Below are 24223 nucleotides of genomic sequence, written 5' to 3' on the forward strand. Positions count from 1 at the left end.
AATGAGATTAATTAAATATGAAATTACACTGCAATCTTTACCATGTAATAATAATCTGCTTGTTGCTATTAATATCAGCATCGGCCTCTGCTAAGTGTACGGCACCTTCGTCCAATGTGACCTTCTCAAACTTGGCGGCTCCAGCAGATGCCTCTCTGGGGTCTGTGATAGGAACTGTGGTGATAGCCACAAAAATAAACTGTAATAAGGAAGGGACAGTTAACGTCAGTGACAGTGCCTGGAGTATCTATTTATCTCCTACCAACATTGACTTGGGAGCATCCACTTTTGGTACCAGAAATTCCCCCATTGCAGGGATAGGAATACAATGGGTAAACCTGAATAGTAATACAGGAACAAGCCAGACCTTCAGTAGCGATTATCTCAATAATACCAATACTCAACGAGGAGTCGCTCTTGAAGGTGTGACAACTTTTACTGATACTTTCAGATTAATTAAAACTGGCCCGATCTCGTCTACCAGTGCCACGGACACCATAACCTTGGGGTATCAATATAGAACTTCCACTACAAAAGTCTCCCAGGGCCCACTGTTCAATTACACCATAACGATTCCACCGGTGAAGGTAACAACCTGTTCAGTCGCGAGCAAAGCACTCAATGTAAGATTAGATCGTGTATTAAAAACGGATTTTACAGGGGGCGGTTCTCACTCGAAAAGCAAGGACTTTGCTATTTCACTGAGTCACTGCGATGCAGGTTTGAACGTCAGCATATCACTCTCACCGGGTAATGCTGGCAGTAGCAATAGCGCATTGGGGTTGTTAACGGCGGAGAATTCCTCAAGCGCTAGCGGGTTGGCCTTGCAGTTGATGTACAACAATGCACCGGTTCAATTAGGTACCGCTTTCAAAGTGCTGGGCTCAACAACGGCAGAGGGCAGCGGTTATGAAATCCCACTGGCGGTGCGTTATTACCAAACAGCCACCGAGATAACCAGCGGCACTGTCAACTCCAGCGCCACCTTTACCATGACGTATAACTGATCTTGGTGGCCGTACTATGAATCACTTGGGAGCATTGAATGCTCCCAAGCGATTATCGTTGTGGGGGAGGGCAAAAATCAGCACAACTCGAGTTGTACGTCATACTGCTCGATGATCTTCATTACGCTCGGCGGCGGAGCCTGGTCGGTAAACAGGTAATCAATCAGGTTCATATTGCCCAGGTTAACCATCGCATTACGGCCGAACTTGGAATGGTCAGTCACCAGCATCACGCAGCGGGAGTTTTCGATAATCGCGCGTTTGGTGCGCACCTCGTGATAATCGAACTCGAGCAGCGAACCGTCCATATCGATCCCACTGATGCCGAGAATACCGTAATCCAGGCGGAATTGGGAAATAAAGTCCAGCGTGGCTTCACCCATAATACCGCCGTCGCGGGTACGCACTTCGCCACCGGCCAGGATCAGGCGGAAATCCTCTTTGGCGGTGAGCAGGGTGGCGACGTTCAGGTTGTTGGTCACGACACGCAGGTTTTTATGATTCATCAGCGCATGGGCCACCGCTTCCGGGGTGGTGCCGATATCGATAAACAGCGTGGCGCCATCGGGGATCTGGCTGGCGACACGTTGGGCGATGCGGGCTTTCTCTTCGGACCACATCACCTTGCGATCGTGGTAGGCGGCATTGACCGAGCTGGACGGCAGCGCCGCGCCGCCGTGATGGCGTTGTATCTTGTTCTGATCGGCCAGGTCATTCAAATCACGGCGAATGGTTTGCGGGCTGACGGCAAAATGCTCGACCAACTCTTCTGTACTGACGTAACCCTGCTGACGCACCAATTCGATAATGGCGTCATGACGCTGTGTCTGCTTCACGATAATCCCCTAAAACGCCCGGTGTCTTTCAAGTCGCCACCTGGTCGGCAGCCACCCGAAATCCGCAGAGTAAATTATTTTTCGTTGTGCGTGCGATGACGCGTGTCCCAAAATGCCATTAATAACCCTAACACTAAACCGGCTACGTGTGCCGCGTTGGCGATCGACATTCCTAAAATATCGAAATAGCCAGCGACCAGCCAGAGCACGGAAAACACCATCAAACCGCGTGGTAGATTGAGGCCGCATTCGGGATTGCGTTCACCGCTCAGCCAGACGTAGCCCATCAGCGCGTAAACGACGCCAGACAGCCCGCCAAACAGCGCACCGCTGAACAAAGATTGCGCCCAGCCGCTGAAAAAGGCCGAAACCACGGCGATCACGAACAGTTTTCCCGCGCCGAGGCGTTTTTCTACCGGGCCACCAAGGTACCACCACCAGAGCAGGTTGAAGGTAATGTGCAGCAGCGAGAAGTGCAGAAACGCATGGCTGAACCAGCGCCACAGTTGGCCGTATTGCGAGCTGTTCTGCGGCCAGGAGAGCCAGTACATCACGGTATCATCCCCCAGCACCTGCATCAGGATATACACCAGAATACACAGTGACATGACCGTGAGCGTCAGCGGCCCGGCTTTGCTGCGGATAATTTGCAGGTAAGAGAATTGCTGGTAATGCAAACCGGCGTCGGTATTGCCCGCCTGCCAACTGGCGGCCTGATAGCGGTTATTCAGGGGATCGAGCAGAAACTGCTGCAACTCATGTTGCACCTGTTCCAAGTGGCCCTCGTCCGCCAGCCAGATTTCTGCCGCCTCGCCGGTATTGCGGATCTCAAGTGGGATGTGCTGCGTTGCCATGTAATCGACAAAGGCTTGTGCCAGACGAGGGTTGGATACGGCGATCACTCGAACCATGGGTTTTCCGTCTAATTAGATGATGTTATCCGCGAGTTTACCCCTCTGCGGCATTGATGGCAGATTATACCGTTGAAATACTGAACGCAGTGATAAAAACAGCGGAGAATTGAGCAGGCCGCCTAAATGAACGGCCTGTAAAGAATCAAGCGGAGGTTTCGACATCCTGCGGGAACTGGCGTGCCCAAGCCTCAAAGCCACCGTCGATGCTGTAAACCGCGTCAAACCCCTGATGCAGCAGGTACTGTGCGGCGCTGCGGCTGCTGTTGCCGTGGTAGCACATGACCATCACCGGGCGTTCGAACTCATTTTGCTGCATAAAAAGCGGCAGGCTGGCGTTGGTAAGATGAAACGCCCCGGGTGTGTGTCCGGCGGCAAAGCTTTGCGGATCGCGGATATCGACCAGCGTCGCGCTGCCTTCTTTCCAACGGGTATGGGCCTGCTCAACGCCGATCGCTTCAAACTGTTCCATGACTTCAGACTGCCTCGTAATTGGGGGGATCTGATTAGTGTAACCAAATCCACCCCATTTATGACCAGAACAACCCTGTGGGCTTTTCCGGCGGGCAGATTACCAGCGGTAGCTCAGACCCAATGAGGCACCGTAATCCTGATAACTATTGCTGCCCATGGTGGTTCCCCCTTCCATCCAGAGCTGGAATTGGCTGGAAGTTGGCGTTTTTATGCCGACCTTCACTTCGAAGAGATTATTAAGGGAGCCTGCTTCTATTCGCGATTCATTAAAATAGACCGCGTTGCTGCCGTTATTATGCCACCAGTTGGTAGCCAGATAGGCGGTAATATTGTCGTCTTGATTGCTATACCAACGAATGCCTGCCCGCGAAGTGAAATCTGGTGCATCACTCTGCCGAATGAATGTGTCTGTGGCATCACGATAATTATCGGTACGGAAATCGTTATAGATAAGCTGAAGCTGTGGCTCGATAATCAATTCCCACGCAGAGAGAGGTTGGAAAGCATAACCGGTTTCCAAAGAGAGGCTAAAATTGTTGCTGTTATAATCCTCTTGCCCTGCACTATTGTTAAACCAAGAATACTGTAGCCACGAATCAATATAAGCGCCTTCATGGTTTTTACTGTCTTGATACCAAGTGCTATAAAGCCCGACGGAATAACCGTTAACTCGGCCGTCAGATGTGGTGTTGGCGAAGTGCGACTCGCTATCAGCGCGGCCGTATCCCGTCATGAGACCCAAGGTCCACTCTTCGTTTTCCTGCTGTAACGCGAAAATATCGCCACCGAGCATGAACACCTGGCGATTCATATCGATCGGCAGGTTATCATCGGCTGCGCTCAGGTTCTTGGTGCTATAGCCGGAGGCGCGTAGCCATAACTGATCGCTACCTGGCGATGTTTTCCGCTGGTGCAAGGTTTGAGAAAATAATGAACGCGCGGCGATCTGATTACCTAAATAGGTGCCCGCATCTGCGCGATAGCTATAATCTGTGGTCGTGTTTTCGCTGGCTATTGCTGGGGAAATAGCGAAAGAAAGGCCTGCTGTAATTAGAAATTTCCTAGTTATTGCCATTATTCCAACTCCTTATGGAAAATATTAGGCAATACTACTGAGAGCAAGAGCTAATGTCATTGGGCTTGTGCAAAATAAGAATACGCCCGTCAATTTCCAAGCGGCAGTGTTCAGCTCACCGAGCGGCTGAACACCGAATGCCGTTAATTCCCCGTTATGCTCCATAGCCCATCATTTTCAGCAACTGCTGTGCTTGCTGCACCGCTTCCTGTCGATGGGCAACCCCCAGTTTCTGATACAGATTACGAATATGGGTTTTGATGGTGGTAGCCGCCACCGCCAGTTCACCGGCGATCTGTTCGTTGCTGTAACCGGAATAAATCAGGCCCAGCACCTGCCACTCACGCTGGGTCAGCGGGCTGGTACGGATCAGTTCCGGCACCTGTGGGTGGGTCAGCAGTTTATCGACGAAACTCTCGTCAAAATGGGCGAACTTGTGGCGATGATGCTGGTTGATGTCGCGCAAAATGCGTTGCGCGCGGTGCTGCTCCAGCTCAGGCAACGTATTAAGTTGGATTAACTGACGCAGTTGCTGCGCCATGGTTTCCCCTTCAATCACAAAGTGGCTGATAAACCCGGTGCGGTTTGCCAGCGCCAGCGCTTCGATCAGCACCCGTTGCGCGTCGCCTTTGCGATCCATCTGCCAATAAAGCTGATTGCTGAGCAGCAGATTACGATTGAGATCGCTGACCAGCCGCAGGCGGCGGGCGTTTTCATTCAATTCGTCCAGCACCACTTCGGCTTCTTCGAACTGGCCGAGCATAATCTGCACGCGGGCAATATTGCGCCACTGGCCCTGCATAAAGTGGTTGTTCGCCATGCCCGGTTTTTCGGTATGGCGCAGCCAGTTGGCGGCCGCGGCGGTGTCTCCGGTCATCTGCCAATGGATCACCCGGGGTTTATCGGCGTTGGTCAGCCAATCGCGGTGATATTGCGAGCCGTGCAGCAAGACTTCGCAACGCAGCAGGTGGCTATTGGCATTATCCAGATCGCCCCGTGCCAGTGAACATTTCGCCAACATCGCCAGGCATTGCAACTGCTGCTGTGGCTGGTAGTTGGCCAGCACCTTCAGCCCTTCACGCGCGGCGTCCTCGGCCTCGTCCAGCCGTGACCATGACCAGAGCACCTGCGAGCGGATACGCAGTAGGAACTCATGCATTGGCAACTGCTCCAGGTGCTGTTCGCGCACCAGCTCAAAGGCTTTTTCCTGCGTTTCGTAAGCGGCCTGCAAGAAGCCTTGGGCGATCAGAATTTCGCTTTGCTGCAACAGCGCCCACAGCGCGTAATGATAAGCCTGATGGCGGCGTGCCATCTGTTCGGTCTGCTGCATCATCGGCAGCGCGCGCGCCAGCTCGCCTTTGCAGTGGTGAACTTCGCCAGTGACCGAGGTGGCCACGATGCGGCTGTAATAGCTGGAAAGCGGCAGGAACTTTAGCGCTTCGGTAGCCAACCGTTCGGCCTCTTCCGGCTTGCCAGCGTTGATCGCCACCTGCGCGCGCAATGCATCGAATTCGGCATGCAAGGTCTGGTCGATGGCAATTTTCTGTTCGTGCATGGCCTGTTCGGCGCGTTCCAACTGGGTGTTGACCTCGCTGTAGCGGTGCTGGCTTTGTGCCAGCCAAGCCTGCAACAACGCCAGTTTCGGGCTTTGGATCAAGCGTTCATACGGCAGTGCCTTTAGGCACTCCTCCAGCAGCGCTAACTCACTGTGGTGGAACAACAACCAGGCATGTTGCAGCAGGATATCGCGCAGCATGCTGACGTCGCTGGCCGCCAGCGCATGGTGGATGGCTTCCGCTGGGTAACCGAGTGCCAGCCAGCCTTCGGCGGCGGCACGATGCAGGCCCGGTAGCTCCAGCGCCAGTTCCCACTGGCAGCGCTGGCGCAGGAATGAGGCAAATAACGGGTGGAAACAGAACCACTCACCGGTATCGTCCATGCGGTGGATAAACAGCCCTTGGCGTTCCAACTCTTCAAGACGCTGCTGGCCGTTATCTTCGCCGGTCAGGCGCACGATCAGCGCGTCGTTCATTGAACGCAATACTGAGCAGCGCAGCAGGAAGGCGCGGGCATCGGCATCGACGCGATCCAGCACCTCATCCACCAGATAATCGGAAAGGTGGCTGGCATTCAGCCCGGCTAAACGCTTGGCGGATTGCTGGGCGGAAGAGGTGGACTGGCGGGCAGACAGCGCGATCAACTGCAATGCGGTGGCCCATCCTTCCACTTCGTCGCACAGGCGGCTGCTGTCATGGTGTTCAAGCGGTGAACTCAAGCGGTAGTCAAAGAACTGCTTGGCTTCCTGGTGGGTAAAGGCCAACTGCTGCGTGCTCAATTCCAGCAGTTGGTCGCGCACCCGCAGATTAGCGATGCCGAGAGCAGGCAGCGTGCGCGACAGCAGGATCAGCGTCAGGTTTTCTGGCTGATGGCGCAGGAAGAAGCGCATCGCTTCGTGGATCACGTCGTTGGTAATCAGATGATAATCATCAATCACCAGATACAGGGGGTGATGCCAATCGGAAAGCTCGATAAACAGCTGTGCGAATAGCGCAGACAGGCTGGCGTACTGGTGTTTTTGGCTGAGCGCCTCGCTTTTCACGCAGTGCCCGCCGGTGGCCTGCTGCACTGCGGCGATCAGATAACTGGCGAAGCGCTCTGGCTGGTTGTCGCTTTCATCCAGAGAGTACCACCCCAGATCCGATTTGCCCGCCGCCCATTGGGCAACCAGCGTGGTCTTTCCATATCCTGCCGGGCAATTGACCAATGTCAGGCGATAATTTGCCGCACTGGCTAATTTGACCAGCAGGCGATCGCGTATCACGGTATTTTGCAGCCGTACCGGACGGCTCAGTTTTGATGGGATCAGCATAATATTCCAGGTGTAAAGTGCGGTTCCCGCCGCCGAAGGACTGCCCGAAGGTTTTTTGTCGCGAATCTTCTTCGGGACCGGGGCAGTATTAATTATTTTGTAGCTCGTAATTAATCCCCCTCAATAACTTCGAACATCGCCAAACGTATTGCAACAAGCTTCCGCTTTGGCTTGGAGTTAAGTTGCTATCGATCACACTTTTTTATGCCCCGCAACCAAGACGTTTTTTATCGAGACGTTTAATGGCACTCGGTAACTGTAGTGCAATTTTGTCGGATGACGAGGTCAGTACAAAACTTCAACGGCCGAAGTGACTATGTTAACGTCACAGCACAGCATCCTGCCGTTGTTTTTGTGCGCAACGATAGCCCTGATGGGGGATGTTGAGCCCCTTCAGAGGGGATAAAAAGTGCCCGAGATCACAATTCCGACTACGCCCCAACTCTCCTCCCTCGCTAATCCCCAGGCGGGATGATGCCGTTGTGCGTTCTCCCCGGCACGATAGCGAAAAAATTGGCCCATTTATCGGATTAGAGAGTTTTCCCTATGTCACAGTCTATGCTTAAAAAGGACGTTTTTCTGGCTGCGCTGACTCGTCAGTGGCAGCGTTTTGGCCTCAGTTCCGCACAGCAGATGACCCAACATCAATGGTGGGAAGCTGTCAGTGCTGCGCTTGCCGAGCAACTGGCGGCACAGCCGGCACCGCGTAAAAGCAGCAAGTCGCTGCGCCATGTGAATTATATCTCGATGGAATTCCTGATTGGCCGCCTGACGGCCAATAACCTGATCAACCTTGGCTGGTACGACACGGTTGAAGCGGTGCTGGCCGAGCAAGACGTCAAGCTGGCGGATTTGCTGGAGCAGGAAACCGATCCGGCGCTGGGCAACGGCGGGCTGGGGCGCTTGGCGGCCTGCTTCCTTGATTCAATGGCGACGGTGGAACAACCGGCCACTGGCTATGGCCTGAACTATCAGTACGGGCTGTTCCGCCAGTCGTTCAAAGAGGGGCACCAGCAGGAAGCGCCAGACAACTGGCAGCGCGAGAGCTATCCGTGGTTCCGCCATAATGCGGCACTGGCGGTGGATGTTGGCATCGGCGGTAAAGTGGAAAAACTGGCCGATGGCCGCGAACTGTGGCACCCGGAGTTTACCCTGCGTGGCGAAGCTTGGGATCTGCCGGTACTGGGGTTCCGTAACGGGGTGACCCAACCGCTGCGCCTGTGGCAGGCAACGCACGCGCATCCGTTCGATCTGAACGATTTCAACGATGGCAAATTCCTGCAGGCAGAAAAACAGGGCGTTGAAGCGGCTAAACTCACCAAAGTGCTCTATCCGAATGATAATCATCAGGCTGGCAAACGCCTGCGCCTGATGCAGCAGTATTTCCAGTGCGCCTGTTCGGTGGCGGATATCCTGCGCAAACATCATCAGGCGGGCCGCAAGATTGCAGACCTGCCAAAGTACGAAGTGATCCAGCTGAACGATACTCACCCGACCATCGCTATTCCGGAAATGCTGCGCATCCTGTTGGATGAACATCAGATGGATTGGGATGCCGCCTGGGCGATCACCAGCAAGACCTTCGCCTATACCAACCACACGCTGATGCCGGAAGCCCTGGAGTGCTGGGACGAAAAACTGGTGCGCAGCCTGCTGCCACGCCATTTCTCAATCATCAAACAGATCAACGCCAACTTCAAAAAGCTGGTGGACCAACACTGGCCGGGCGATGACGCCGTTTGGGCCAAACTGGCGGTACACCACAACAAGCAGGTGCGCATGGCGAATCTGTGCGTCGTGAGCGGTTTTGCGGTTAACGGTGTAGCGCAACTGCACTCGGATCTGGTGGTGAAGGATCTGTTCCCAGAGTACTACCAATTGTGGCCGAACAAATTCCACAACGTCACTAACGGTATTACGCCGCGCCGCTGGCTGAAGCAGTGTAACCCGGCGTTGTCCGGCCTGATCGACGAAACGCTGAAGGTAGAGTGGGCCAACGATCTGGATGCGCTGAAAGGCCTGGAAAAGTATGCCGACGATGCGGCGTTCCGCCAGCAGTATCAGCAGATCAAACGCGATAACAAGGTGGCTCTGGCCAATTACGTGCATAGCGTGATGGGTCTGACGCTCAACCCGGATGCGATCTTCGACGTACAGATTAAACGCCTGCATGAATACAAACGTCAGCACCTGAATTTGCTGCATATCCTGTCGCTGTATCGCCAACTGCGCGATAACCCAGAGATGGATATGGTACCGCGCGTGTTCCTGTTCGGCGCCAAAGCGGCTCCAGGTTACTACCTGGCGAAAAACATCATTTATGCGATCAATCAGGCGGCGGAGAAGATCAACAACGATCCGATCGTGAAGGATCGTCTGAAAGTGGTGTTTATTCCAGACTACCGCGTTTCGGTAGCGGAGCTGATGATCCCGGCGGCCGATGTGTCTGAGCAGATCTCCACCGCCGGTAAAGAAGCTTCCGGCACCGGCAATATGAAGCTGGCGCTGAACGGTGCCTTGACCGTGGGTACGCTGGACGGTGCTAACGTTGAGATTGCCGAGCAGGTGGGCGAAGACAATATCTTCATTTTCGGCAATACCGTGGAGCAGGTTAAGGCGTTGTTGAAGAAGGGTTACGATCCGCTGAGTTATCGTAAGAAAGACAAACACCTGAAAACGATTCTGGATGAATTGGCCAGTGGCATCTTCAGCCAGGGTGACAAGCACGCGTTCGATCTGATGCTGCACAGCCTGCTGGAAGGCGGCGACCCGTATCTGGTGCTGGCAGACTTTGCTTCCTATTGTGAAGCTCAACGGCAGGTAGACAAACTGTATCGTGACCGCGACGAATGGACGCGCCGCACTATCCTTAACACCGCGCGCGTGGGCATGTTCAGTTCCGATCGTTCGATCCGTGACTACCAGCAGCGCATCTGGCAAGCCAAGCGTTAAGGAGTACGAATGAGTAAAGGTATCGATCAGGCGGCCTCCCAGGCAGGGATTGCGGCTGATTACATCAATGCCCATGGTAAACAGCAGGCTATTTCGCCGGAAACCAAGCGTAAGCTGCTGGATGCCATGAGTAACGCGTCGCTTCGTTCGGAGGCTGCGCCGTTACCATTGGTGAAAGTGTTCTATCACGGCAGCCCGGTGGCTTTGCCGCTGGGCGGCAGCGGTGAGTATCACTGGGTGCTGCAATGCGAGGACGGTAGCCAGCAACGGGGCCGCGCCAGCGCGCGCAAAACCTTGACCCTGGCGGGGAAACTGCCGCAGGGGTATCACCAGCTCCAACTGACGCAGGGCGAGCAACAATGGCAGTGTCGGTTGATTGTCGCGCCGAAACGCTGCTATGAACCCCAAGCCCTGCTGACCGGAAAAAAACTGTGGGGTGCCTGCGTGCAGCTCTACACGTTGCGTTCCGATCGTAACTGGGGCATCGGTGACTTCGGCGATCTGCGCGTGATGGTCAGCGAAGTGGGGGAACGCGGCGGTGCCTTTGTTGGGCTGAACCCGATCCATGCGCTGTATCCGGCCAATCCGGAAAGTGCCAGCCCTTACAGCCCTTCTTCACGGCGCTGGCTGAACGTGGTGTATATCGACGTCAACGCGGTGGAGGATTTCCAGCACAGCGCAGCCGCGCAGAAATGGTGGCAGAAAGCGGCGACACAGAAGCTGCTGGCGAAAGCGCGCAGCAGTGACCAAGTGGATTACAGCGCGGTCACCCAACTGAAGCTGGCGGCGCTGAAGCTGGCGTTCCCGCAGTTTCAGGCCCGCAAGGCCAGCGATGCGTTGAAGCAGGCGTTTGAACGTTTCGTGAGTGAAGGGGGCAGCAGCCTGTACCAACAGGCGGCCTATGATGCGCTACATGCGCATCTGTCTGCCAACGATAACAGTATGTGGGGTTGGCCGGCTTGGCCGGAAGAGTACCGGCAGGGTAATGGGGCCGCAGTAGAGGCTTTCTGCCAACAGCATACGGATGACGTGACTTTCTATCTGTGGCTGCAATGGTTGGCTGCCAGCCAGTTTGCCGAATGCTTCGGCCAAAGCCAAGAACAGCAGATGCCAATCGGCCTCTATCGCGATCTGGCGGTAGGCGTGGCGGAAGGCGGCGCTGAAACCTGGTGTGAACGCGAGCTGTATTGCCTGGGAGCGTCTGTCGGGGCTCCGCCGGATATCCTCGGCCCGCTGGGGCAAAACTGGGGCCTGCCGCCGATGGATCCCCATGTGATGGTGGCGCGCGGCTACCAGCCGTTTATCGATTTGCTGCGTGCCAATATGACCAGCTGCGGTGCTTTGCGTATCGACCACGTCATGGCGTTGTTACGGTTATGGTGGATCCCTTACGGTGAAACTGCCGATAACGGGGCCTATGTCAAATACCCGGTTGACGATCTGCTGGCGCTGTTGGCGCTGGAAAGCCAACGCCATCGCTGCATGGTGATTGGTGAAGATCTCGGTACCGTACCGGTGGAGATCGTCGGCAAACTGCGTGACAGCGGGGTTTACTCCTACAAAGTGCTGTATTTCGAACGTGATAGCGAGAGCCAGTTCCGTGCGCCGCAGTCTTATCCGGTGCAGGCGATGGCTACCATTACCACGCACGATCTGCCCACGCTGCGTGGCTATTGGCAGAGCGGTGATCTGACGCTGGGGAAAACGCTGGGGCTATACCCGGATGCCGAGGTGCTCAAAACGCTGTTTGCCGATCGTGAACGTGCCAAGCAGGGCTTGCTGGATGGCCTGCACCGCTACGGCTGTGTGCCGCAGAAGGTCGGCAAAAAAGCCTCTTTGTTGGCGATGAGCCCATTGTTGAACCGTGGTTTGCAGCGTTATGTGGCGGACAGTGCCAGCGCGCTGCTGGGTCTGCAACCGGAGGATTGGCTGGATATGGCCGATCCGGTCAATATCCCAGGCACCAGCAATGAATACCCAAACTGGCGGCGTAAGCTGAGCCATACACTGGAAGAGATGTTTGCCGATCGGCAGGTGAATCGTTTACTGAAGGATTTGGATAAACGGCGCAAGAAGGTGTCGGCTGGATAATGTATTACGTTAGGGCGCCGTATTGGCGCCCTAGACACATCAATAATAGGAGTGTTCACCACGCTGATGCTCGGTGAGGTCGCGTACTCCTTTCAGTTCTGGGAACTTCTGCAACAGCTCTTTCTCGATCCCTTCCTTCAGCGTTACGTCAACCATCGAACAACCGTTGCATCCGCCGCCGAACTGCAAGATAGCCAGCCCGTCGTCGGTGATTTCCATCAGCGTAACGCGGCCGCCGTGGCCTGCCAACTGCGGGTTGATCTGCGATTGCAGCACGTATTCCACACGTTCCATCAACGGTGCATTGTCGTCGACTTTGCGCATTTTGGCGTTTGGCGCTTTCAGCGTGAGCTGGGAACCGAGTTGATCGGTGACAAAGTCGATTTCAGCGTCTTCAAGATACGGCGTGCTCAATTCATCGACGTAGGCAGACAGCTTTTCGAATTTCAGCTCGGTGTCTGTTGCTTCTACCGCATCTGGCGGGCAATAAGAAACACCGCATTCAGCCGTTGGCGTACCCGGATTAATTACGAATACGCGGATTTGGGTGCCTTCTTCTTGGTTTGCCAACAGTTTGGCAAAATGTTCCTGTGCTGCATCTGTTATACGGATCATGGCATTGACTCAATAGTTGACTGCTATAGTAGGATATAATACGCCCATTGCGGTGGTACTACAATGTGCGGCAGACGCACCAGATCTGCAAGGATGCGACGCCCTGTTTCTGCAATAATTTAGCGATTTCTGCCACCGTGCTACCGGTGGTGACTACGTCATCCAGCAGCGCCACATGCTTCCCTGCCAGGTTTTCATCACAACGGAATGCGCCGCGTAAATTGCGCCGCCGCGCGCGGGCGATTAGTTGCTGCTGTGGCGAGGTAGCTCTGATCCGGCGCAGCGCGGCGGGCCGATATTCACACTCCAACCAGTGCGCCAATGGCCGGGCCAGCAGATCGCTCTGATTGTAACCCCTACGCCAGCAGCGTTTATCCTGTAAGGGTACCGCTAAAATGATGTCCGGTTTGTTCAGATGTTGCTCTCGGTGAGCTCGGAGCCAGTGCAGCAGGATCAGCCGAGCCAGCGTCGGGGCCAGTTCTGGCGTGCGCTGGAATTTGAAGCGCTTGATTAACCTACTGATTGGCAGGCAATAGTCGGTGGCAAAAACCAGTGCCTGCCAGGGCGGTGGTTGTTGCAGGCAGCGGCCACAAGGCCGGTGCGGATCGCCGCTAGGTAAACCACAGCGTGGGCAACTGATGGGTTTGGTGGGCAGTTCGCGCAGGCAATAGCTGCAAATGCCCTGCTGCATTAGCCTTAATGGTTGCCGGCATAGCCAACAGCGGCTGTAGATTGATAGCATACCGTCCTCCGTGACGGAACGAGTTCAGAAGGACAATAACTGATGACAGCGCTGTACTGGCAAACAATGGGCGAAGGCGATCGCGATCTTGTGCTGCTGCACGGATGGGGATTGAACGCCGAAGTATGGAGTTGCACGTTGGATCGATTGACGCCGCATTTTCGCGTGCACCTGGTCGATCTGCCGGGCTATGGCCGCAGCCAGGGTTATGGTGCGTTATCGCTGCAACAGATGGCGGACATCCTGCTGGCGGCCGCCCCTGCGCGCGCGTATTGGTTGGGCTGGTCATTGGGTGGGCTGGTGGCCGGGCAGATTGCCCTGACGCAGCCTGAGCGGGTAGCAGGGCTGATTACCGTGGCTTCTTCGCCCTGTTTTGCCGCGCAGGAGGATTGGCCAGGGATCCGGCCAGAAGTGCTGAGCGGTTTCAAGCAGCAGCTTAGCGAGGATTTCAACCGTACCGTAGAGCGCTTTCTGGCGCTGCAAACCCTGGGGACCGAAAGCGCCCGCCAGGATGCGCGCCTGTTAAAAACCGTGGTGCTCAATCAACCGATGCCGGGTGTCGCGGTGCTCAATAGCGGGCTTGATATGCTGCGCACCGTGGATCAGCGGCAGCAGTTGGCCAAGCCAGCGATGCCGGTGCTGCGCATTTATGGTTACCTGGATGGTTTGGTACCGCGCAAGGTCGCGACGCTGTTAGATGAGTGGTGGCCGCAGTCGTCTTCGGTGGTGATCCCCAAGGCGGCCCATGCGCCTTTTGTCTCTCACCCTGAAGAATTCACTAGCATTATTAATCAATTTGCTGCAACCCGGTAGGCGTGCGGCTTCGCGCTGATATCACCCTGATTGCGGCCCAAAAAGGCACAAAAGAGCGCTACAAGGTCGACTAATTGGCGGATAAAAAAGCAGGCTGATTCGATATATGAAGGGCTAGATATGTGGCGAACGGTGAGAAAACTGCATGTATTTTTCACCGCGCCCTTGAGCGCCGTGGCGTATCGATGCCTGATTTATTGTTAACGGCCTTCATAACAACTCATTTATCCGCTTAGAGGTATGGTCATGAAATCATTGAAGATGACGGTTGTAGCATTGGTTGTGGGTTTAGCGTCTTTCAGCACAATGGCGGCAACATTACTCACTCAGGAAGATTTGGATAAGGCGCCAGGCAAGTACGAGAAAATTGGCATGATAACGTCAACTGCCCAAGCCACCGATCCCATGGACTTGAAAGAGGAATTGTCCAAACTGGCTGACGAGAAAGGTGGGAAGTACTACGTGGTTGTGGCTGCCCGCGAGCATGGCAAGTTCAGTGCGGCCGCTGAAGTGTATAAAGATAAGAAATAATTTGCTAACGAGGGGCGCATAGCGTGCGCCCCTGTTTTTTATCTCTAGTTTTTCAAGCGATAAACTACCGTACTGCATCTTTCTGGGCAGCGTTTGCAGCTGCCGCTCAGGCATTCACTGTTGTCCTGCTCAATACGCTCCACTTTACCCATGTCGGTTAAACGCTCCAGCATGGCTTCAACCAGCGGCAACGGCGTTGCCAACTGGTGGCTCAACTGTTGAGCCTGAGCGCTGCCCCGCAGGGCGAGCGCATCACGGATTTGCAGCAGGCTGGCCATCAGTGGCAATCACCTTGCGGGTTTTGGCAACAGGCGGCAGGCGTTGCGTTGCGCAGACGGATGGTCACGCGGCTACGGGCTTTACGTAATGCCAGCAGCAGCAAAGCATTGAAGGCCAGCACCGACAGGATCGCCACCAGGCTGTATTGCGGATGCTGGCTAAAGGTCGCTATCTGGTAGAACAGGGTAGCCAGCGAGTAGGCCACATTCAGCCCCCACAGAATGGAGAAAGTCATCCAGCCCCGACTCGATTCGCGGGCAATCGCACCCATCACCGAAACGCACGGCACATACAGCAGCACGAAGATCAGATAGCTGTAAGCAGAAATTGAGGTGCCGAATTTGCTGCTCATGACCCCCATTGAGCCTGCGCCCATTTCGCCATCGCCCTTGCTGGCTTCGATCGGGTTGGCAAGTACGCTGAGGCTGAATGTGCCTTTCAGACCTTGCCAGGTTTCCTCCAGAGCGGCAGACAATTCATCCAGCAGGTTGAAATTGGCGGCGTCGAACGGTTGATTGGTGATGTGTTCGGCGGTGTACAGCGTGTTGAGCGTTCCCACCACCACTTCTTTGGCCATTGCTCCGGTAACCAGGCCGACGGTCGCCTGCCAGTTATCGCTGTGTACGCCCATCGGTTGCAGCAGCGGTGTGAGCACTTTGGAAACCGAGGCCAACGCTGAATCATTGATGCTGTCTACCGGCTTGCCGCTGAACGAGAAGCTGTTCAGGCCACCGATCAGGATACTGGCAATCACAATGACTTTCCCGGCGCGCAGCACAAAACCTTTCAGGCGTTGCCAGGTCTGCAACAGCAGGCTTTTCAGGTGGGGGACGTGATAAACCGGCAACTCCATGACGAACGGTGATGCTTCACCGCGCATGATGGTGTATTTCAGCACCAGGCCGGTAAGAATAGCGACCACGATACCCAGCATATACAGCGAGAACACCACGCCAGCGCCGTCTTGGCCGAAAAATGCCGCAGCGAATACGGCAAAGATCGCCAACCGCGCACCGCAGGACATAAAAGGAGCCATCATGATGGTGATCAGGCGTTCACGTTGGGCATCCAGCGTGCGTGCACCCATGATCGACGGCACGTTGCAGCCGAAACCGACGATCAGCGGTACGAAGGATTTCCCCGGCAAGCCGAGCGCCTGCATCAGGCGATCCATCACAAAGGCGGCGCGCGCCATGTAGCCGGAGTCTTCCAAAAAGGACAGGAACAGGTACATCATGCCGATCTGCGGTACCAGTGGCAGCACGGTATTGATACCGCCACCGACACCCTGTGCCAGGAAAATGGTCAGCCATTCTGGGAAATGCAGAGTATAACCCACCCATTGGATCCCCTGAATAAAGATGGCCGCCGAACCGAGATCGAAGATCGGTTGCAACGCACCGCCAATATTGATCGCCAGCAGGAACATCAGGTACATCACCAGCAGAAAAATCGGCACGCCGAGCCAGCGGTTGAGGATCACTTTATCCAGCATTTCAGTCAGGCGGTTCGGCAGAGCTTGCTGCGCGTTACTGACGGCATCGCAAAGGGTTGCGATCGACTGGTAACGGGCATCGGCAATCACCAGCGCCGGATCTTCCTGCTGCTGTTGTTGCAGCGCCTGCCTGGCCTGCGGCAGCAGAGCGATAGCATTACCGGCCAACTGGTGGCTATAAATATCCCCTTCCAGCATTTGCAACGCCAGCCAGCGGCGCTGTTCGGTGGGCAGATTCTGCGGCATGGCATCGGTCAAGGCGTTGACTTGGTCTAGCAGCAACGGCGGGTAATTTACCAAGGCTTTGAGCTGATTGAACCGATGACCGTCGATCATCTGTTTCAGCATGCCAATCCCGTCGGCTTTGGTAGAAATCAGCGGTACGACCGGGCAACCCAGGCGTTCAGACAAAGCCGCAAGATCAATCTCGATGCGCTGGCTTCTGGCGATATCCAGCATATTCAGCGCCACGATGCAGGGAATGCCCAGCTCCAGCAGTTGCAGCGTCAGGTAAAGGTTACGTTCCAGGTTTGACGCATCTACCACGTTGATCAACAAGTCAGCGTCGCCGCTCAGGATGTAATGGCAGGCGATCTGTTCGTCAAGCGAGGTCTGTTCGGAGATGGTGGTGAGCGAGTAGGTGCCGGGCAAATCGACCAGAGTAACCTGCGATTGCGCTGTGGAAAACTGGCCCTCTTTGCGTTCAACCGTGACTCCGGCCCAGTTACCGACCCGCTGACGCGCACCGGTAAGCTGGTTGAACAAGGTGGTTTTCCCTGAATTCGGATTACCTATCAAGCCAATGGTGATTTTTTTCATAATCCAACGTGATATCAGTAAATTAAGTACCGGCCATGCGCAGAAGCACGGCAAAAGCCTGAGGCGGGGGGCGGCGTGTGGTTACTGGCCGTCGAGCAGGATCAGGTCCAAATCTTTTTTCCGCAGCACCAAGCTGACGCGGCGGGTTTTTATTTCTATTGGATCGCCGAGTGGTGCAACGCGTACTACTTCAAATAATGAACCGGGCAGCATCCCGAGCGACAGCAGTTTCTGTCGGTAAGCGGGGCTGATTTCACTGGAGAAACCGGCAATTTTATAAGTCTGTTTAGGAAGAAGATGCATATTACCTTCTTGGTGATCAAAACGTTCCCGTTGGAACGTTGCTTTCAGAACAGTTTTGCCCTGGCTACCCGAGAGGGGTAAATGGAGCCGAAACAGCTGAGCCATGGAGTGGCCCAATAAACACGCAACATAATAATAGTGAGAACGATTATCGTAATCAATACAAGAAACAGGGTTGTTGACTGCTAATTGTACTACTTTCTTGCGGTGCATCAAAAATAAGTGGAAATCTTATCTGGCAGAGGGCGGGGTGAACCCCTCCCTCTGCCGTTAGGCTTAACGTTTCTTGCCAAACGCCGCAGCCAGCGCGTCACCCATGGCACTGTTGTTTGCCGGGGTGGTGGTGCGTGGTTTTGCTGCTTTATTGGCAGGCGCGCGTGAGGCGTTGTCGCGTGCTGGAGCGCTGTTGTTGCTACCGCTGCCACGGCGCGATGAACCTTCGCCCGGTTGCTCATCCAAGCGCATGCTGAGTGCGATACGCTTGCGTTGCAGATCGACCTCCATCACCTTCACTTTGACGATATCACCGGCTTTCACCACGGTGTGCGGATCCTGCACAAACTTATCTGCCAGCGAGGAGATATGCACCAGGCCATCCTGATGTACGCCGATATCCACAAACGCACCGAAGTTGGTGACGTTGGTGACCGAGCCTTCCAGAATCATCCCGACTTGCAGATCGTTCAGCGTTTCCACGCCTTCTGCAAAGGTGGCGGTTTTGAATTCTGGGCGCGGATCGCGGCCCGGTTTTTCCAGCTCTTTCAGGATGTCGGTCACCGTTGGCACACCGAATTTCTCATCGGTGAAATCGCTGGCTTTCAGGTTGCGGATGGCGTTCGAGTTGCCCATCAGATCCTGCAACGCCTGCTGGGTCGCGGCCAGAATGCGCTCCACCACCGGGTAGGTTTCCGGGTGAACGGTTGAGGCATCCAGCGGGTTATCACCGTGGTTGATACGCAAGAAGCCCGCACACTGTTCAAAGGCTTTTGGCCCCAGGCGGCTGACTTTCAGCAGTTGATCGCGGTTGCTGAAACGGCCGTTTTCATCACGCCAGGTGACGATGTTCTGTGCCATCATACGCGTCAAACCAGCTACTCGGGTCAATAAAGGCACGGACGCGGTATTCAGATCCACACCCACGGCGTTTACGCAGTCTTCCACCACTGAATCCAGCTTCTTCGCCAACTGGCTTTGGCTGACGTCATGCTGGTATTGGCCGACGCCGATGGATTTAGGGTCGATCTTCACCAGTTCGGCCAGCGGATCCTGCAAGCGGCGGGCAATGGAAACTGCACCGCGCAGCGAAACATCAAGGTTCGGGAATTCCAGCGCCGCCAGTTCGGAGGCGGAATAGACCGAAGCACCGGCCTCGCTGACGATCACTTTCTGTGCCTGCACATTCGGGAACTGCTGCTGTAGCTCAGCAAAGAAACGCTCGGTTTCACGGGAGGCGGTACCGTTGCCGATCGCTACCAGTTCCACCTGGTGCTTGATGCACAGTGCTGCAACCACCGCAGCCGCTTTAGCGGCCTGACCGGTGTGCGGATAAACGGTATCGGTCACCACCAGTTTGCCGGTGGCATCAACCACCGCCACTTTGACGCCGGTACGCAGGCCAGGGTCCAGGCCCATGGTGGCACGCATACCGGCCGGGGCGGCCATCAGCAGATCGTGCATATTGCGGGCGAAAACGTTGATCGCTTCGTCTTCCGCACGCTCACGCAGGGTGCCCATCAGTTCGGTTTCCAGATGCAGCAGCACCTTGATGCGCCAGGTCCAGTTAACCACCGCTTTGCGCCAGACATCGGCCGGCGCATTGTTCAGGCGCAGGTTCAGGTGGTTGATGATGATCAACTCGCCCTGGCTTTCGCGCGGCGCTTCTTCAAACTGCGGATCGGCATTCAGCGCCAGTTGCAGTACCCCTTCATTGCGGCCGCGGAACATCGCCAGCGCACGGTGAGAAGGCACTTGGGCAATCGGTTCGTGGTGATCGAAGTAGTCGCGGAATTTCGCGCCTTCCTCTTCTTTGCCTTCCACCACCTTGGACACCAGATGGGCATTTTTCCACAGGTAATCGCGCACTTTGGCCAGCAGCGTGGCATCTTCGGCGAAGCGTTCCATCAGGATATAGCGCGCACCGTCCAGCGCCGCTTTGACATCGGCAACGCCCTTGTCGGCATCGACATAACGTTCGGCCGCCTGTTCTGGCTGCTGCTGTGGATCTTGCCACAGCAAGTCGGCCAGCGGCTCCAGACCGGCTTCAATAGCGATCTGACCACGGGTGCGGCGCTTGGGTTTATACGGCAGGTAGAGGTCTTCGAGTTCGGTTTTGCTCAGGGTGGCATTAATTGCCCCAGCCAACTGTTCGGTCAGCTTACCTTGCTCGTCGATGGATTTGAGGATGGTCTGGCGGCGATCTTCCAGTTCACGCAGGTAACCCAAGCGGGTTTCCAACTGGCGCAGTTGGGTGTCGTCCAGGCCTCCGGTGACTTCCTTACGATAGCGTGCGATAAACGGCACGGTATTACCTTCATCCAGCAGACGGATGGCGGAGTCAACTTGCTCCGGCCGGGCCTGCAATTCTGTTGCAATAATGCGGCTCAGTGGGTCATTCATAAGTCGGGTATCTGTTCAGCACGATAATCAATAGGGGGATAGTTATACGGTTTGCAGGGATAAAATGCCAGCGCAGTGGGCTGACATGCCCCTTCACTCTTTCACATAGGTGATCTCATTGACCGACCAAAACGCTTCACCGGCAGGCGTTTGCACCGTGGCGCTATCGCCCACTTCCTTTTTCAGCAGCGCGCGGGCCATCGGTGAGTCGATGGAGATGTAGTCTTTACGGCCGAAAATCTCATCGTAACCGACGATACGAAAGCGTTTGATCTCACCCTCATCGTTTTCGATCTCCACCCAGGCACCAAAAAACACCCGGCCTTCCTGCTGCGGCGAATAGTCGACGATTTTCAACTGCTCAAGGCATTTGGTGAGGTAGCGCACGCGGCGATCGATTTCACGCAGCCGCTTTTTGTTGTACTGGTAATCGGCGTTTTCACTTCTGTCGCCCAGGCTGGCGGCCCAGGTGACTTTCTTGGTCACTTCCGGGCGCTCTTCACGCCAAAGAAAGTCCAGTTCTTGCTTCAGCTTGTCGTACCCTTCACGGGTAATCAGCAATGTTTTCATCGTTATCCACCTTGCAGTCAGCCGTTAATCTGGGGATTCTCGCATAAACGGGTCATTGGGTGAGTTTTTTATCGGTATCTCTGCGGTACACTGCCAAAACCGCCAGTTTGGGATGTTCGGCTGTCTGTGTAAACAATCACAAGTAAGCGGGGGCCCTGGCCCGATACTTAAGTGAAAACAGTTGATATCTGAGCAAAAGAATAAGCTTTGTAACAATTTCGGCTAGAATGTATACCATTAAATGCTGTCAGTAATGACGGGGTTTTTTAACAATACAAGGCTGTTGCCAAACCGTCGCCAGCAGTGCTTATACATCTGTGCCAGCCACAGCCTAGAATCAGGCAATACAGCCTTTGGGAGTAATACAATGCAAGAAAATCATAAGATTCTGGTTGTCGATGATGACATGCGCCTGCGTGCGCTTTTAGAACGTTATTTAACGGAGCAGGGCTTTCAGGTTCGTAGCGTGGCCAACGCTGAGCAAATGGATCGTTTGCTGACGCGTGAATCTTTCCATCTGATGGTGTTAGACCTGATGCTGCCGGGTGAAGACGGGCTTTCTATCTGCCGCCGTCTGCGCAGCCAAAGCAACCCGATGCCGATCATTATGGTGACCGCCAAGGGTGAAGAAGTGGATCGCATTGTCGGGCTTGAAATCGGTGCCGATGACTACATTCCTAAACCGTTCAACCCGCGTGAACTGCTGGCCCGTATTCGTGCGGTGCTGCGCCGTCAGGCCAATGAACTGCCTGGTGCGCCTTCGCAAGAAGAAGCGGTGATCGCCTTCGGTAAATTCAAACTGAACCTGGGCACGCGCGAAATGTTCCGCGAAGACGAGCCTATGCCGCTCACCAGCGGTGAGTTTGCGGTGTTGAAAGCGTTGGTCAGCCATCCGCGTGAGCCGTTATCACGCGATAAGTTGATGAATCTGGCTCGTGGCCGCGAATACAGCGCGATGGAGCGCTCCATCGACGTGCAAATTTCTCGCCTGCGCCGCATGGTTGAGGAAGATCCGGCCCATCCTCGTTATATTCAGACCGTTTGGGGCCTGGGTTACGTCTTCGTGCCGGACGGCACTAAGGCATGAAGCGATTGCGCTTTTCACCGCGTAGCTCGTTTGCCAGAACTTTGCTGTTGATTGTCACCTTGCTGTTCGTCAGCCTGGTGACGACCTATCTGGTGGTGCTCAACTTCGCCATCTTGCCCAGCCTACAGCAGTTCAACAAGGTTCTGGCGTATGAAGTCCGTATGCTGATGACCGACCGGCTGCAACTGGAGGATGGCACGCTGCTTGAAGTGCCACCGGCGTTCCGCCGTGAAATCTACCGTGAACTGGGCATTTCCCTGTATACCAATGCTGCGGCGGAGGAAAGTGGCTTGCGCTGGGCGCAGCACTATCAATTCCTCAGCCAGCAGATGGCGCAGCAACTGGGTGGGCCGACTGACGTCCGCGTTGAGGTGAACAAAAACTCACCGGTGGTTTGGCTCAAAACCTGGCTGCAACCGGACATCTGGGTGCGCGTTCCGCTGACCGAAATCCATCAGGGTGATTTCTCACCGCTGTTCCGTTATACCTTGGCGATCATGCTGCTGGCGATCGGCGGTGCCTGGCTGTTTATCCGTATCCAGAACCGCCCCCTGGTTGAGCTTGAACACGCGGCCTTGCAGGTGGGGAAGGGGATTATTCCGCCGCCGCTGCGCGAATATGGTGCCTCTGAGGTGCGTTCCGTGACCCGTGCCTTTAACCAGATGGCGGCCGGTGTGAAGCAACTTGCCGACGATCGTACGCTGCTGATGGCTGGGGTGAGTCACGATCTGCGCACGCCGTTGACGCGTATCCGGCTGGCGACCGAGATGATGAGCACCGAAGATGGCTATCTGGCGGAGTCGATCAATAAAGATATCGAAGAGTGTAACGCCATCATCGAGCAGTTTATTGATTACCTGCGCACCGGCCAGGAAATGCAGACCGAGATTAGCGATCTGAACACTATTCTGGGCGAAGTGGTGGCGGCAGAAAGTGGCTATGAGCGGGTGATTGAAACGGACATCCTACCGGGCGAATTGATGATGAATGTGCATCCGTTATCAATCAAGCGCGCAGCGGCCAATATGGTGGTGAATGCGGCCCGCTATGGCAACGGCTGGATCAAGGTCAGTAGCGGGCGTGAGTTGCAACGCGGCTGGTTCCAAGTGGAAGACGACGGCCCAGGGATCAAGCCGGAAGAGCTCAAACACCTGTTCCAACCCTTTGTGCGCGGCGATAGTGCGCGCAGCACCAGCGGTACTGGGCTGGGGTTGGCGATTGTGCAACGTATTATTGATGCTCATGCTGGGGTGTTGGATATCGGCACCAGTGAACGCGGTGGGCTGCGCATCCGAGCCTATATTCCGTTGCCGATGGAGAAAAGAGAATCGGCCAACGGCCATCAAACGGTAAAAGACACCGCATAGCTTCCTGACCGGGCTGTGGCTCGGTCAGGGCTTTCTGCTCATCACGTAGTATTCCGCTGCCTCTTCATGCAAGCGCAGGCTGGTGGTGGCCTGCCACGGGTCGATTAGGGTAACACCACTATGAATGAAATCCTTGGTGTTACGTGTTGCCAATACGGCACCATAATGCAGGCAAGTCGCGGCAATTTGATTGTCTGCCATGCTGATAATTGTACCGCGACGGCGATTGGCCCCCATTAATTCTGCATGCTGTATGGCGCAGTCAGCATCAAAAGGTAAAATCCTTTCAGGAAACTCTTCCTGTAGCATCAGATCTAAACGATTTTGCAGTTCAAGCTGCCTTTTCCCTGCGGGCATACAGGTGATGCCGGTATAGAGTTCTGCAACCACGATTGCACTTAGATAAAATTGATAAGTATCCTGTTCATCCAGCCACTTCAAAACGGTGTAATGAGGGGCTGGGCGCAGTAACTCTGAAACTACATTAGTATCGAGAATGATCATGCTTGGTCATCATCATCGTCAAAATTAATAATGCGTGGCGGTGTTGCGTCACGTGGTGGGATATCCAGTTCAACACCGCCGAATTCAGCAAAATGCTGATGCAGGCGCGTTCCCAACCCATAACGCGGCGGCTTTTTCACCAGTGCCTGCTTCAAAATCATGCGAACTTCCTCCTCCATGGAATGGCCATTTTTAGCCGCTGAGATACGCAGCAATTCTTTTACTTCATCATCCAGATTCCTGACGGTTATGGTAGCCATTGATCCC

The 24223-nt window shown here is 55.0% G+C and carries 21 protein-coding genes; 7 read left to right on the plus strand and 14 right to left on the minus strand.

What is annotated here, in order from left to right; translation table 11 throughout:
- The first annotated feature begins 17 nt into the window (after positions 1 to 17).
- Positions 18 to 1007 carry a fimbrial protein gene (locus AC2A1E_RS10200; protein ID WP_484383641.1) on the plus strand — a complete coding sequence of 330 codons (990 nt, stop codon included), beginning with the start codon at positions 18 to 20 and terminating at the stop codon, positions 1005 to 1007.
- A 77-nt stretch (positions 1008 to 1084) separates the two neighbouring features.
- Here the strand turns inward: AC2A1E_RS10200 and AC2A1E_RS10205 are convergent, their stop codons facing one another.
- The 5 genes from AC2A1E_RS10205 to malT form a co-directional block, all read right to left on the minus strand.
- Complete coding sequence (locus AC2A1E_RS10205) at positions 1085 to 1843, minus strand: DeoR/GlpR family transcriptional regulator (protein ID WP_459400433.1); 759 nt, start codon at positions 1841 to 1843, stop codon at positions 1085 to 1087.
- A gap of 74 nt (positions 1844 to 1917) precedes the next feature.
- Positions 1918 to 2754, minus strand: a complete 837-nt coding sequence (glpG, locus tag AC2A1E_RS10210) for a rhomboid family intramembrane serine protease GlpG (RefSeq protein ID WP_484383642.1) — start codon at positions 2752 to 2754, stop codon at positions 1918 to 1920.
- A 145-nt stretch (positions 2755 to 2899) separates the two neighbouring features.
- Positions 2900 to 3226 carry a thiosulfate sulfurtransferase GlpE gene (gene glpE, locus AC2A1E_RS10215; RefSeq protein ID WP_484383643.1) on the minus strand — a complete coding sequence of 109 codons (327 nt, stop codon included), beginning with the start codon at positions 3224 to 3226 and terminating at the stop codon, positions 2900 to 2902.
- Positions 3227 to 3325: 99 nt separating this feature from the next.
- Positions 3326 to 4303 carry an autotransporter family protein gene (locus AC2A1E_RS10220; RefSeq protein WP_484383644.1) on the minus strand — a complete coding sequence of 326 codons (978 nt, stop codon included), beginning with the start codon at positions 4301 to 4303 and terminating at the stop codon, positions 3326 to 3328.
- A gap of 154 nt (positions 4304 to 4457) precedes the next feature.
- The gene (gene malT, locus AC2A1E_RS10225) at positions 4458 to 7172 is read right to left on the minus strand and encodes an HTH-type transcriptional regulator MalT (RefSeq protein ID WP_484383645.1); all 2715 of its coding nucleotides are present in this window, start codon (positions 7170 to 7172) and stop codon (positions 4458 to 4460) included.
- A 546-nt stretch (positions 7173 to 7718) separates the two neighbouring features.
- On the opposite strand from malT, the gene malP reads away from it, so the two are divergent.
- Both malP and malQ read left to right on the plus strand, forming a co-directional pair.
- Positions 7719 to 10124 carry a maltodextrin phosphorylase gene (gene malP, locus AC2A1E_RS10230; RefSeq protein WP_484383646.1) on the plus strand — a complete coding sequence of 802 codons (2406 nt, stop codon included), beginning with the start codon at positions 7719 to 7721 and terminating at the stop codon, positions 10122 to 10124.
- Between the two features lie 9 nt (positions 10125 to 10133).
- On the plus strand, positions 10134 to 12215 hold the full coding sequence (gene malQ, locus AC2A1E_RS10235) for a 4-alpha-glucanotransferase (protein WP_484383647.1): 2082 nt from the start codon (positions 10134 to 10136) through the stop codon (positions 12213 to 12215).
- 39 nt (positions 12216 to 12254) lie between these two features.
- On the opposite strand, the gene nfuA is transcribed toward malQ, so the two are convergent.
- Both nfuA and gntX read right to left on the minus strand, forming a co-directional pair.
- Positions 12255 to 12830: a Fe-S biogenesis protein NfuA gene (nfuA, locus tag AC2A1E_RS10240; RefSeq protein ID WP_473189504.1), complete on the minus strand. Its 576-nt coding sequence runs from the start codon at positions 12828 to 12830 to the stop codon at positions 12255 to 12257.
- Positions 12831 to 12888: 58 nt separating this feature from the next.
- Positions 12889 to 13572: a DNA utilization protein GntX gene (gene gntX, locus AC2A1E_RS10245; RefSeq protein WP_484383648.1), complete on the minus strand. Its 684-nt coding sequence runs from the start codon at positions 13570 to 13572 to the stop codon at positions 12889 to 12891.
- A gap of 42 nt (positions 13573 to 13614) precedes the next feature.
- On the opposite strand from gntX, the gene bioH reads away from it, so the two are divergent.
- Positions 13615 to 14385 (plus strand): pimeloyl-ACP methyl ester esterase BioH, encoded by a 771-nt coding sequence (gene bioH, locus AC2A1E_RS10250; protein ID WP_484383649.1) that lies wholly within the window; start codon positions 13615 to 13617, stop codon positions 14383 to 14385.
- A 246-nt stretch (positions 14386 to 14631) separates the two neighbouring features.
- Positions 14632 to 14916: a YdgH/BhsA/McbA-like domain containing protein gene (locus AC2A1E_RS10255; RefSeq protein ID WP_484383650.1), complete on the plus strand. Its 285-nt coding sequence runs from the start codon at positions 14632 to 14634 to the stop codon at positions 14914 to 14916.
- A 44-nt stretch (positions 14917 to 14960) separates the two neighbouring features.
- On the opposite strand, the gene AC2A1E_RS10260 is transcribed toward AC2A1E_RS10255, so the two are convergent.
- From AC2A1E_RS10260 to greB, 5 genes are all read right to left on the minus strand, one after another.
- Positions 14961 to 15194, minus strand: a complete 234-nt coding sequence (locus tag AC2A1E_RS10260; protein WP_459400422.1) for a FeoC-like transcriptional regulator — start codon at positions 15192 to 15194, stop codon at positions 14961 to 14963.
- The gene (gene feoB / locus AC2A1E_RS10265) at positions 15194 to 17509 is read right to left on the minus strand and encodes a Fe(2+) transporter permease subunit FeoB (RefSeq protein ID WP_484383651.1); all 2316 of its coding nucleotides are present in this window, start codon (positions 17507 to 17509) and stop codon (positions 15194 to 15196) included. The genes AC2A1E_RS10260 and feoB overlap by 1 nt, the downstream gene beginning before the upstream one ends.
- A gap of 81 nt (positions 17510 to 17590) precedes the next feature.
- Entirely contained in the window at positions 17591 to 17812 is a 222-nt protein-coding gene (gene feoA, locus AC2A1E_RS10270; RefSeq protein ID WP_459400420.1) for a ferrous iron transporter A, read from the minus strand.
- A 276-nt stretch (positions 17813 to 18088) separates the two neighbouring features.
- Complete coding sequence (locus AC2A1E_RS10275) at positions 18089 to 20428, minus strand: Tex family protein (RefSeq protein WP_484383652.1); 2340 nt, start codon at positions 20426 to 20428, stop codon at positions 18089 to 18091.
- A 93-nt stretch (positions 20429 to 20521) separates the two neighbouring features.
- Positions 20522 to 20998 carry a transcription elongation factor GreB gene (gene greB, locus AC2A1E_RS10280; RefSeq protein WP_459400418.1) on the minus strand — a complete coding sequence of 159 codons (477 nt, stop codon included), beginning with the start codon at positions 20996 to 20998 and terminating at the stop codon, positions 20522 to 20524.
- Positions 20999 to 21365: 367 nt separating this feature from the next.
- Between greB and ompR the strand changes: the two genes are divergently transcribed.
- Positions 21366 to 22085 (plus strand): osmolarity response regulator transcription factor OmpR, encoded by a 720-nt coding sequence (gene ompR, locus AC2A1E_RS10285; RefSeq protein WP_037402839.1) that lies wholly within the window; start codon positions 21366 to 21368, stop codon positions 22083 to 22085.
- Positions 22082 to 23452: a two-component system sensor histidine kinase EnvZ gene (gene envZ, locus AC2A1E_RS10290; protein WP_484383653.1), complete on the plus strand. Its 1371-nt coding sequence runs from the start codon at positions 22082 to 22084 to the stop codon at positions 23450 to 23452. The genes ompR and envZ overlap by 4 nt, the downstream gene beginning before the upstream one ends.
- Before the next feature lie 24 nt (positions 23453 to 23476).
- On the opposite strand, the gene AC2A1E_RS10295 is transcribed toward envZ, so the two are convergent.
- Positions 23477 to 23956, minus strand: a complete 480-nt coding sequence (locus AC2A1E_RS10295; protein WP_484383654.1) for a PIN domain-containing protein — start codon at positions 23954 to 23956, stop codon at positions 23477 to 23479.
- A complete protein-coding gene (locus AC2A1E_RS10300) occupies positions 23953 to 24216 on the minus strand; it encodes a FitA-like ribbon-helix-helix domain-containing protein (RefSeq protein ID WP_484383655.1) in 264 nt (87 codons plus the stop codon). Before AC2A1E_RS10300 ends, AC2A1E_RS10295 begins: the two co-directional genes overlap by 4 nt.
- Positions 24217 to 24223: the final 7 nt, after the last annotated feature.

The sequence above is a fragment of the Serratia sp. HNCC26DJ206 genome, from assembly GCF_057180605.1.